The following is a 9,202-nucleotide window of genomic DNA, read 5'->3' on the forward strand; positions in this document are numbered from 1 at the left end:
GGCCGGCCCGGGCGTCGGCGAGCAGCGCGTCCACCGCGCCCTTGGGGTCGGGTCCGGCCGGGCAGCTGGTCGCCGCGCACTGGCTGGCCCACGCGTCGAGGGCGGCCTGTTCGCCCTTGACCCGCTGCTCGGCAGCGGCTTCGGCCGAGATGCCCAGCGGCAGCGGCGAGTCCAGCAGCAGCCGGGCCACCTTGTTCGGGTGCGATCCGGCGTACGCGAGGGCAACCTGGGCGCCGTTGCCGATGCCCAGCAGTGCCAGCGCCGGGACATCCCAGGTGGTGCGCAGCCGTTCGATGTCCTCGGCGGCGTGGGCGTTGTCGTAGGCCGAGTCGCCGGGGGCGATGGTGTCGGTGCAGCTGGTGGTCGCGGTCATGGTGATCGCGCCGAGGTTGGCGACCGGGTCGTCACCGGACTGGAACTGCGCCTGCTCGAACATCTCCTGCCGGTCGAACAGGTCGCGGCAGTCCAGTGCTCCGGACAGGCCGATGCCGCGCCGGTCCACCGAGACGATGGGGTGGCTGTTGAGCACGTCGGCGCCGGCGCGCGACAGCCACACCGGCAGCTGCACCGACGACGGCAGGTCCGAGCCCGTGGTCATCACCAGCGGGCCGGCGTCGGCGGGGGTCTGCACGGAGGTGGCGCGCACCACGCCGATGCTGACCGTTCCGGTGGCGCCGTTGATCGGGTCGAGATCGGCGTCGTAGCTGGCGCAGTCGAGTTTCACCCCGGGCAGGGCCTGCACCGCCGCGGACGCGAACACCCGCGAGGTGCAGTCGCGCCAGGACAGGTCGTTCTTCGGCACCTCGATGCCCGGCGGCCCCGGGGGAGTGTCGCTGGTCTGCGGCTCACCTTGGGGGCGGGCACCGGAGTCGGTGGCAAAGCGTGGGTTGGCGGCCAGGCCGGGGGAGCAGGCCGCCAGCGGGAGTACGGCGGCCATCGACAGCACGACAGCCGGCACCAGACGACGCATGGGCACCACAGTACTGACCGGCAACTATCCGGCGGCCGCGGCTGAGCCACGGCCGTCGCGGACGTAGCGCAGGTACAGGAAGCCGTCGGCGTCGGTGAGCGCATGCCGCAACTGCAGCGCGCTGCGCACGTCGGCCGGGCCGGTCACGATGCGCGACGCGGTGCCGCCGACCAAGGTCGGCGCGACGGTCAGGCAGAGCTCGTCGAGCAGGTCGTGCGCGCTGAACAGCCCGAGGGTCGCGGGGCCGCCCTCGGCGAGCACCCGCAGCAGGCCGCGCTCGGACAGGATCGCCAGCGCGGCCTGCGGGTCCACCGAGTCGGGGTCGGCGCCGGAGGCGTCGATCACCTCCGCGACCCGGCCCAGGCGTTGCCGCGTGTCGCCGGCCGCGCGGGTCGACGTCAGGATCAGCGGGGGGACCTCGCTGTGGTCGAACAGTTTCGCGTCGTGGTCCAGCCGGCCCGACCGGGTGAGCACCGCGATCGGCGGCACCTCGGACTGGCCCCGGTGCCGGCGGGCCTGCCGCGCGGCGGCGCCGAGCTGGACCCCCGAGTAGTTCTCCACCCGCGCCGTGGTGGCCCCGACGACGATCACGTCGGCGAGTTCGCGCAGCGCGGCGAACAGCGCGCGGTCACCGTCGCCGCCGAGTTCGCCGGACTTCCCGCCGCTGGTCGCGCCGCCGTCGGCGGAGGTGATCATGTTGGCGCGCACCCAGCACCGGCGCAGGCCGTCGGGGTAGGCCTCGGGATAGGTGTAGTGGGCCGGGAGGTCCGCGGAACCGAGTTCCTCGCCGGGCCCCAGCAGTGTGAACTGCGTCCCGTCACCGTCGCCGGACATACGCAGAATCACAGCACGCCGATAGGGTGCGTGCATGCACGGGTCCAGTGATGTCGCACATCTGGTGGATCGACAGCCCAGCGTCACCCCGGAACGCCTGATCGCGCAGCTGATCCCGCCACCCACGTTCGCCGACGTCAGCTTCGACAGCTACCGGCCGGATCCGGCCGAGCCGTCGCAGGCCGAGGCGGTGCAGACGTGCCGCCGGTTCTGCGAGCAGGCCGAGCAGCGGCGGGCCGGGAAGAAGAAGCTGTTCGGCAAGCGGGAGGTGCTGCCCGGGGTCGGGGTCTACCTCGACGGCGGGTTCGGTGTCGGCAAGACCCACCTGCTGGCGTCGTCGTACTACGCGGTGCCGGGCAAGAAGGCGTTCGCCACGTTCGGCGAGCTGACCCAGCTGGCCGGGGTGTTCGGCTTCCAGGAGTGCATCGAGCTGCTGGCGGACTACGTGCTGGTGTGCATCGACGAGTTCGAGCTCGACGACCCCGGCAACACCACGCTGATCTCGCGGCTGCTGTCGGCGCTCGTCGAGCGCGGGGTGTCGGTGGCCGCGACGTCGAACACGCTGCCCGAGCAGCTCGGTGAGGGCCGGTTCGCCGCGCAGGACTTCCTGCGCGAGATTCACACGCTGGCAGCGATGTTCACCACGGTGCGGATCGAGGGGCCGGACTATCGGCACCGCGACCTGCCGCCGGCGCCGGAGCCGCCCGGTGACGTCGAGGTGGCCGAGCGGGCCGCGCAGGTGCCCGGGGCGACGCTCGACGACTTCGACGCGCTGTGCGCGCACCTGGCCACGATGCACCCGTCGCGGTACCTGACGTTGATCGAGGGGGTGACGCAGGTGTTCATCACCGGCGTGCATCCGATCGACGACCAGAACGTCGCGCTGCGGCTGGTGTCGCTGACCGACCGGCTCTACGACGCGGGCATCCCGGTGACCGCGTCGGGCGCCAAGCTGGACACCGTCTTCAGCGAGGAGATGCTCGCCGGCGGCTTCCGCAAGAAGTACCTGCGGGCGACGTCGCGTCTGCTGGCGCTGACCGCCGCCGGTCAGGCCGACCGCACCATCACGTAGTCCTGCTCCCAGTGGCCGCCGAGGCGGAACCTCTTGGTGCCTGTGACGACGAATCCGTGCTTGGCGTAGAAGCGCTGCGCGCGCTCGTTGCGCTGGTTGACGCCGAGCCACACCGAGGCCGCGCCGAGCGTCTGCGCGTGCCGTAGCACCTCGGTCATCAGCGCCGCGGCGACGCCGCCGCCGTGCGCGTCGGGCAGCACGTACATCTTCGACAGTTCCACCGTCGGGCGGGCGGTGACCGCGGCCGTGACGTCTGCGTCGTCGGGCAGACCGCGAATCATCATGGCGTAACCGAGGATCCGGCCGTCCTCGACGGCGGTCAGCACGGTCCGGTCGGGGTCGGCCAGGTACTCGGCGAACCGTTCGGCGGACAGGTTCTCGGCGATGAACGCCGCGACGTCGTCGGGTCCGACCGCCGGCGGGCAGGCCAGCGGGAAGGTGCGGGCGGCCACGTCGGCGAGTTCGGCGACCTGACTCGCGTCGGCGGGTTCGACCCTCAGGCCACGTTCCACTGCGCCAGGCGGGTTCCGGTGATCTTGTCCACCAGCACGACATTGGACACCAGGTCGCGGTAGCAGTCCCACCAGACCCCGCCGGTGAAGGTCTGTCCCGCCACCGCGCTGGACATCAGGCGCTGCAGTGCGTCGGGGGCGTCGCTGTTGCGGGACTCGTAGGCGTCACCGGTCGGGGTCACGCCGCGGAACGAGAAGGTGATCGCCATCGCGTACGGCGTGGGCACCTGGACCGGGGTGACGGTGATGTCGGCGCGGTAGACCTGGTAGCGCGGCGCCCGCGGCGGGTAGCCGAAGCCTGGCGGCGGCGCCGAGGGCACGATGTTGTTGACTGACACGTCGGCGACCAAGCCCTCGTACTCGACGCGCAGCGTCTCACCGAGCCGCCCGATCGGGATGTCCGCGGCTGACGCCGGGGCAGCGACGACGCCGCCGAGCGTGGCCAGGGTGGCGAACAGGACTACGAGCCAGCGACGCATGCCTGGCATGATCGCACACCGGCGCCGGCGGCTGGATGGTCTTGGCCCTCAGGACGCCCAGGGGCCGACGCCACCGACCTTGTCGATGCGGATTCTGGTCAGGTATCCGGGCGGCGCATCTGGTGGCGGGAAGCCGGAGTCCGGGGCGGACAGCGTCTGGGCCAGTTGCGCCAACAGTTCGGGTGCACCGCCTTCGACCACGCGCGCGGTCCCGGTGACGGCCAGGTAGGGCCGCATCGCCTTTCCGACGCCCGTGGGCGAGAGGATCGTGAGCGCCACTCGGGGATCGCGTCGCACATTGCGGACCTTCTGGTGCTCGGCGAGGTGCGCGGTGACGAGTTCGTCGCCGTCCGGAGTGGACTGCAGGGCGACCCAGACGAGGGTGACCTGGGGGCTGCCGTCGGGGTTCAGGGTGACGAGGGTGGCGTCCGCGCCGTTGCCGATCAGTTCGCGGGCGGCGTCGTTGAGTTTCATGCCACGTTCTACGCGCGCGCCGTGCCGTTTCATTCCTCGGTTTCCATCGCCAGCAGCGCGGTCTTGGCGCGGGCGCCGCCGACGTACTGTCCGGTGCCGCCGTCGGAGCGGACCACGCGATGGCACGGGATGACCACCGGCAGCGGGTTGCGCGCGCACGCAGTGCCGACGGCCCGCACGGCGCGGGGGCTGCCCACGGCGGCGGCGACCTGGGCGTAGCTCTGGCGCCGTCCGTATCCGATGTCGCGCAGGTGCTCGAGGACGGTGCGGCGGAACCCGGCCGCGAGCCGCAGGTCCACCGGCACGTCGAACGTGGTGCGCCGCTTGCCGAAGTACTCGTCGAGCTGTCGCGCCACGGCGTCCAGCCGGGCCGGGGCGTGCAGGATGCGGGGGCTCAGCGTCTCGGCGAGCCGGGCCAGCACGGCGTCGTGGATCTCGACGTCGAATGCGACCCGCACCACCCCGGCCGGGGTGGCCGCCAGCAGCAGCGTGCCCACGGGGGAGTCGAGTGTGCGGTAGGCCAGGTCGAGTAGTCCGTCGGCGTCGGCCGCGGTGGTGAGCCGGTCGTGCAGGCGCGCCAGTGTGTCGCGGTCGTCTGCGGGCGTTACGTCGAACATGTTGGTGCTCATGGGTTTCCGTCCTCGCGGTAGTGGGCGCGCAGGTTCTTGATGCCGTCGGCGGCCGCGCGGCGGGCCGCGTCGGGGGTGTTGCCGAGGATGGCGGCGATCTCGGCGAAGGGCAGCCCGGCGATGTGGTGGTAGGCCACCGCGTGCCGCTGCTTGTCGGGGAGTCGCTGCAGCGCCGCCCACAGATCGGGATCGCGGTGCGCGGGGTCGGCCCGGGTGTCGGGCCGGTCGGGCAGCGTGGCGACGGGCACGGCGCGCCGGGTCCGCGCCCGGCCCACGTCGAGGGCGCGCCGGTGGGCGATGGTGACCAGCCACGCCTCGACGTTCGCGTCCTCGGGGAGTTCGGGGTAGGCGCGCAGCGCCGACAGGAACGTCTCGGACCAGGCGTCCTCGGCGTCCGCGACGCCGACGACCGCGCGGCAGACCCGCAACACCGTGGCCCCGTGCCGGGTCACCACCTCCTCGAACGGCTGCACCTTCACATCATGAAGACGCCCGGGCGGGCGCGGATGTGAGATCACGGTGCACTGAACGCCTCCAGCGCGTCGCGGAGATCGCGCTCGAAGCGGTCCCAGTCCACGCCGAGGCCGTGCAGCACACCGCCGTCGTCCTCTTCCTCGTAGAGCGCCAGCAGCAGGTGCTCGGTGCCGACGTAGTTGTGGCCCAGGCGCAGTGCCTGGCGGAAGGTCAGTTCCAGCGCCTTCTTCGCGCGGGTGTCGAACGGGATCAGGGCAGGCACTTCACCGACGCTGGGCGGCAACGTGATCCGGTCGGCGACGGCCGCGACGTCGATGCCCTGGCCGACCAGCAGGCGCATCGCCAGCCCGGTCGGGTCGGCGAACAGACCGAGGATCAGGTGGGCGGGCAGGATCTCGGGGTTGCCTGCTGCGTGCGCCGTGTTCTGTGCCTCGACGATCGCTGCGCGGGCACGGTCGGTGAACCGGCTGAAGCCGGCGTTCGGGTCGAGCGCGGCGGTGTCGGCGGGGGTGCGCGGGACGAACCGTTTCTGGGCGGCCTGTTTGGTGACGCCCATGCACTTGCCGATCTCGGTCCAGGACGCGCCCGACCGGCGGGCCTGGTCCACGAAGTGACCGATGAGGTGGTCGGCCACCTCGCCGAGCGCTTCGGCGGCCAGGACCGCGTCGGTGAGCTGGTCGAGCGGTTGGTCGTGGACCTGGGTGATCACGTCGATGAGGTCGTCGAGCCGGACGGGGTGGCGGATCTTGGCGGCATCGCTCATGCGTCAACCGTAAGTTGACGATCGTGTGTCGTCAACCCTGGGTTGACGTCAGCCGCGGGGGTAGCCGCGGCGCACGGTGCGGTCGAGGATGCCCAGCGTCCCGCGCAGCGCGAGTTCGGAGACCACCGGGAAGATGCCGGCGTCGCGCCACTGCTGGTGGATGTCGGACCAGTCGTAGAACGACGTGACCAGCGTGCCCTGGTCGGCGGGCGCCAGGCGGTAGCCGTACACGTGGCCGATCTGGGGCTTGAGGCGACCGAGGATCGTCCATGCGATCAATTCGTCCTGTTGATAGTCGGTGATCTGGACCGTCACGTCGTAGCGGCCGAGTTCGGGAAAGTCGTTGAGCGCCTCACGATCCATGTGCACCACGAAGGTGTCGCCGACGGCGCGCGCCGGGGCGCCGTCGGCGTCCTGGAGCATGCCGGTGGCGTCGATCGCCACGTGCCCCTGCGGGTCGCACAGCACGGCGAAAATGTCGGCCGCCGGCGCGGCGATGGTGCGGGATACCTCGATGCGATCGGTCATCGCTCGATGGTGCCATGTGAGTGGCACGGGTCACTCTTGCGTTTCATCTGCCCAGGATGTCGGTAATCGGGGAGAACCATGAAGACCAACGGGAGCACCTCCCCGCATCCGCGGATGCTGCGGCGCGCGGTGGACTTCATCCACGAGAACTCGCATTACGACATCTCGATTCGCGACATCGCCGCGGCGGCCGACGTGACACCGAGAGCCATCCAGTACGCGTTCCGCGAGCACCTGCAGACCACGCCGCTGGAGTATCTGCGGCGGATCAGGCTCGAGCGGGCCCACCGGGAACTGAAATCGGCGGACCCCGCGTTCGACACCGTCACCTCCATCGCGGGGCGGTGCGGGTTCAGCCATCCCGGGCGATTCAGCAGCGCCTACAAAGAGGTGTTCGGCGTCGAACCCAGCCGGACTCTGCGCTCGGTGTGACCACCGAGGGCCGCGATCACATCGGCGTGAAGCCGACCCCGTTGAACTTGCCGGCCTGCCATCCCTGAGAGCCCATGCAGACCAGCGGCCGGCCGTCGGGAGCTTGGGCGGCCGACTGCGGCTTCGGGCACGGGCCGCCGATATCGCGGACGCCGACGAGCTCGTAGCTGGTTTGCCAGAACCCGGTGTAGATCGGCGGCCACTGGTTGGGGATCCACCGGCACTGCAGCGCCTCGCCGCCGGGGCCGCGTCCGAAGGTGAAGCGGTCCATGTTGGTGCAGGGTGCGGTGCGGTAGGCGTCGTAGACCATCCCCGGTACGTCGGTGGCGTAGCGGCCGGGCTTGTCGGGGAACATGGGCCCCGGCTCGGCGGTGGCGGTCGGAGTCGAGCACAGGACCGCCGCGCCGAGCGCGGTCGCTGCGAGCATTTCGCGGATCATGTACCACCCCTACGTCGTCCCAAGCCGTACCGGCGTACCGCGACATTAGCGGGTGCGGTGGGGCGGCTGCGAGGTTTCGGTCGGCCAAGACGATCTCGGCCCGTCACCCGGGGGGTAGGTGGCGGGCCGAGCGTATCGGGTTCGTCTTGGCGTTCAGTCAGACCGAACACTGCTGACGCTAGGAGTCGAACCTGAGAGCCACCTAATAGACAGTTAGGCGCCGCCTTCGAAAAGCGCTACTTGAGCCGCAGTACCGACGCCGGCACCCAGTGGGTCACCGGGTCCTTGTCGCTGCCGTGGCAGACGCGGTAGGTGACCAGACCCCACCACCGGCCCTGCTCGCTCAAGCCCCAGCACTTGAGCTGGCCCTCGACAATGGCGTCCAGCTGCAGACCCTTCGGGTGATAGCGGCTCTCGCAGTGCGGTTCGCGCGGGAACAGCGCGACCAGATCGACAAGGACAGCCCGGGGCGGGTGCACGCGGCGGAAGACCGGGCGGAGGGGCTGCCCGCCGTGCCCGATCTTCTGCATCGCCACGTATTCGATCATATGTTCGACAGCGGGCGGCTGGGGAGGGGGCTTACCCGGAGGTGTCCTTGGTGCGGGCATCCCTGACGAGCTGGCGAATCTCGGCGGTATTCGGCGTCAGTCCGGCCTTGTGCAGCTGGTCCTCGACGCTGCGGACGGCGTCGTCTTCGGATCCGCTTTTCGGCACCTGCAGGCTGTCGCCGAGTTGCGCGTCGATCGTTCGGGTGGCCCGCCGCTGCAACTGACGGAGAGCGGCCTTGTTGATCTTGATCTTCACGATGGCGTCTCGTCTCGTCTCAGGCTGCGGCGGTTCCGTCGCTCTGTATTCAGAAGAATTCACGCGGGTACGCGACACGGTGTCCGCCGACCGCACCCTCGCCATTGAGGGGAAATGGGAGCACCTCGAACCGCTCCACAACGAGATCACCGAACAGATCCGCGAACGACACGCCCGCGAGAAAGCGGCGGTAAAGAGGGCGAAGGAGAAGCTGGAGCGCCGAGTGTTCGGCCTTTCACCCTCTGCCGCAACCGATCCAGCACGAGTCGTCTCATTCCGCGACGCCCAATCCCGCGCACGCCAACTCGAAGACCGCGACGACGCAGAAGAGATCTACCAGTCCGCGCTGCGCAGCGGCTACGACATCATGGCCACAGCAGTACTCGAAAGAGCACTCGTCCGCGGCTGGTCCACAATCAAGGAAGACTGGCTCGAACGCAACGCGGGCACGCGCGACGCTCTCGACGACCTCAGCGCCCTCGCCAAGTTCTCGAAGAACAGCCTCTTCAACACCTTGCACTACGTGCCGCCGACGCTAAACCTTCCCCGCGCCGGCAGGATTCCCAAGGTTCCCAACCTGCATTCCGGTGGCAAACCGCAAGGAGTCCGACCACTCCCCGCGGGGTTCGGCACAGGGCGCCCGTGACCATCGGCGGCGGCGTGAAACCCGCGAGGTCTTCCTTTCCCTCGCAGGCAAAGGATTCCACCACGGCAGACCTCCTGGTGCCGCTGTGGACACACCTGCGCCGCCGCCATATACCCCCCACCCGGGGTGACCCCTCCACCCCCCCC

The 9,202-nt window shown here is 70.3% G+C and carries 15 protein-coding genes; 3 read left to right on the forward strand and 12 right to left on the reverse strand.

What is annotated here, in order from left to right; genetic code table 11:
- Together MVA01S_RS26955 and MVA01S_RS26960 are read right to left on the reverse strand one after the other, a co-directional pair.
- Nucleotides 1–970, reverse strand: a 970-nt coding sequence (locus tag MVA01S_RS26955; protein ID WP_159426355.1) for an alpha/beta fold hydrolase, incomplete at its 3' end; no start/stop codon positions are given.
- Nucleotides 971–994: 24 nt separating this feature from the next.
- Nucleotides 995–1,804, reverse strand: coding sequence for a pyrimidine reductase family protein (locus tag MVA01S_RS26960; protein ID WP_040543301.1), 810 nt, complete (start codon nt 1,802–1,804; stop codon nt 995–997).
- A gap of 34 nt (nt 1,805–1,838) precedes the next feature.
- Between MVA01S_RS26960 and zapE the strand changes: the two genes are divergently transcribed.
- Nucleotides 1,839–2,876 carry a cell division protein ZapE gene (zapE, locus tag MVA01S_RS26965; RefSeq protein WP_003933975.1) on the forward strand — a complete coding sequence of 346 codons (1,038 nt, stop codon included), beginning with the start codon at nt 1,839–1,841 and terminating at the stop codon, nt 2,874–2,876.
- Here zapE and MVA01S_RS26970 read toward each other — a convergent pair.
- Genes MVA01S_RS26970 through MVA01S_RS27000 form a run of 7 tightly spaced genes read right to left on the reverse strand, consistent with a single transcriptional unit; the run spans nt 2,852 to nt 6,735 of the window.
- On the reverse strand, nt 2,852–3,388 hold the full coding sequence (locus MVA01S_RS26970) for a GNAT family N-acetyltransferase (RefSeq protein ID WP_003933976.1): 537 nt from the start codon (nt 3,386–3,388) through the stop codon (nt 2,852–2,854). The genes zapE and MVA01S_RS26970 overlap by 25 nt on opposite strands.
- Nucleotides 3,373–3,867, reverse strand: coding sequence for a hypothetical protein (locus tag MVA01S_RS26975; protein ID WP_003933977.1), 495 nt, complete (start codon nt 3,865–3,867; stop codon nt 3,373–3,375). Before MVA01S_RS26975 ends, MVA01S_RS26970 begins: the two co-directional genes overlap by 16 nt.
- Nucleotides 3,868–3,915: 48 nt before the next feature.
- On the reverse strand, nt 3,916–4,341 hold the full coding sequence (locus MVA01S_RS26980; protein ID WP_003933978.1) for a PPOX class F420-dependent oxidoreductase: 426 nt from the start codon (nt 4,339–4,341) through the stop codon (nt 3,916–3,918).
- A 29-nt stretch (nt 4,342–4,370) separates the two neighbouring features.
- Nucleotides 4,371–4,970, reverse strand: coding sequence for a methylated-DNA--[protein]-cysteine S-methyltransferase (locus MVA01S_RS26985; protein ID WP_003933979.1), 600 nt, complete (start codon nt 4,968–4,970; stop codon nt 4,371–4,373).
- Nucleotides 4,967–5,449 (reverse strand): RNA polymerase sigma factor, encoded by a 483-nt coding sequence (locus MVA01S_RS26990; RefSeq protein WP_174539001.1) that lies wholly within the window; start codon nt 5,447–5,449, stop codon nt 4,967–4,969. Before MVA01S_RS26990 ends, MVA01S_RS26985 begins: the two co-directional genes overlap by 4 nt.
- 35 nt (nt 5,450–5,484) lie before the next feature.
- Nucleotides 5,485–6,207: a Clp protease N-terminal domain-containing protein gene (locus MVA01S_RS26995; protein WP_003933981.1), complete on the reverse strand. Its 723-nt coding sequence runs from the start codon at nt 6,205–6,207 to the stop codon at nt 5,485–5,487.
- 48 nt (nt 6,208–6,255) lie between these two features.
- On the reverse strand, nt 6,256–6,735 hold the full coding sequence (locus MVA01S_RS27000; protein ID WP_003933982.1) for an SRPBCC family protein: 480 nt from the start codon (nt 6,733–6,735) through the stop codon (nt 6,256–6,258).
- 78 nt (nt 6,736–6,813) lie between these two features.
- On the opposite strand from MVA01S_RS27000, the gene MVA01S_RS27005 reads away from it, so the two are divergent.
- Nucleotides 6,814–7,167 carry a helix-turn-helix transcriptional regulator gene (locus tag MVA01S_RS27005; protein ID WP_003933983.1) on the forward strand — a complete coding sequence of 118 codons (354 nt, stop codon included), beginning with the start codon at nt 6,814–6,816 and terminating at the stop codon, nt 7,165–7,167.
- A gap of 16 nt (nt 7,168–7,183) precedes the next feature.
- Here the strand turns inward: MVA01S_RS27005 and MVA01S_RS27010 are convergent, their stop codons facing one another.
- The 3 genes from MVA01S_RS27010 to MVA01S_RS27020 all read right to left on the reverse strand — a co-directional run bounded on the left by MVA01S_RS27010 (nt 7,184) and on the right by MVA01S_RS27020 (nt 8,410).
- Nucleotides 7,184–7,606 (reverse strand): hypothetical protein, encoded by a 423-nt coding sequence (locus MVA01S_RS27010; RefSeq protein WP_003933984.1) that lies wholly within the window; start codon nt 7,604–7,606, stop codon nt 7,184–7,186.
- Between the two features lie 236 nt (nt 7,607–7,842).
- Nucleotides 7,843–8,136 (reverse strand): hypothetical protein, encoded by a 294-nt coding sequence (locus MVA01S_RS27015; RefSeq protein WP_040543306.1) that lies wholly within the window; start codon nt 8,134–8,136, stop codon nt 7,843–7,845.
- Nucleotides 8,137–8,185: 49 nt separating this feature from the next.
- Nucleotides 8,186–8,410: a hypothetical protein gene (locus MVA01S_RS27020; RefSeq protein ID WP_003933986.1), complete on the reverse strand. Its 225-nt coding sequence runs from the start codon at nt 8,408–8,410 to the stop codon at nt 8,186–8,188.
- On the opposite strand from MVA01S_RS27020, the gene MVA01S_RS27025 reads away from it, so the two are divergent.
- Complete coding sequence (locus tag MVA01S_RS27025) at nt 8,391–9,056, forward strand: hypothetical protein (protein WP_144033087.1); 666 nt, start codon at nt 8,391–8,393, stop codon at nt 9,054–9,056. The genes MVA01S_RS27020 and MVA01S_RS27025 overlap by 20 nt on opposite strands.
- Nucleotides 9,057–9,202 lie beyond the last annotated feature (146 nt).

Origin of the sequence: Mycolicibacterium vaccae NBRC 14118 = CIP 105934 (genome assembly GCF_001552715.1) — a bacterium.
Lineage (GTDB): Bacteria > Actinomycetota > Actinomycetes > Mycobacteriales > Mycobacteriaceae > Mycobacterium > Mycobacterium vaccae.